Raw genomic sequence first — 569 nt, forward strand, 5'->3', positions numbered from 1 at the left:
GCCAGGGCTCGGCGCTGCGAGCCGGTCGAGCGCGTGAGGGCGGCGACGAGGGCGTCCTCGGCCTTCAGGAACCGGATGGATCGGTCCTCGTCGGGCCGGTCCCGGGCTCTTGCTCTTTCATCGCGTGCAAGAGCCCGATAGCTTTTCCCAGGGCGGCGTTGGTCTCCTCGAGCTCGCGCACGCGCGCGTTCAGCTTCGCGAGCTCTGCCTCCTGGGCGGCACGCTCCGCGGCGCGGGCCTTCTCCAATGCGGTGCGCCGACGCGGTGGAACAGTCATAGGACTACCTTCCCGCGGTATCAGGCCACGGTCGAGGTCGCCCTCGTACACCGCATTCCGCCACCGCCGTATCCAGTCCGCCTTCAGGCCCCGCCCCGCCAGCCAGGCGCCCTTGTCCCCGTGCCGAACCAGCTCGTACTCATGGACCAGCTCACGGACCTCCTCCACCGTCCTGCCCAGAATCATGGACACAGACCTCCTCCTTCGCCGATCGGAACTGACTCACAACCAGCTTGGCAAAGAGGGCAGGGCGAAGTTGGCGTACCCGAAACGGTCAGTGGGCGAGTTTCTC

1 protein-coding gene is annotated in these 569 nt (G+C 67.5%); it reads right to left on the reverse strand.

All coding sequences use genetic code 11. The features are described from left to right. Nucleotides 1-64: 64 nt before the first annotated feature. Nucleotides 65-463, reverse strand: a complete 399-nt coding sequence (locus tag LK10_RS00750; protein WP_043119353.1) for a hypothetical protein — start codon at nucleotides 461-463, stop codon at nucleotides 65-67. Nucleotides 464-569: the final 106 nt, after the last annotated feature.

Origin of the sequence: Sinomonas humi, assembly GCF_000802235.1 — a bacterium.
Classification (GTDB): Bacteria; Actinomycetota; Actinomycetes; order Actinomycetales; family Micrococcaceae; genus Sinomonas; species Sinomonas humi.

Excerpts from the sequence above, each read along its gene's own strand:
- LK10_RS00750 (WP_043119353.1), bottom strand. The coding sequence starts at position 463 with ATGATTCTGGGCAGGACGGTGGAGGAGGTCCGTGAGCTGGTCCATGAG.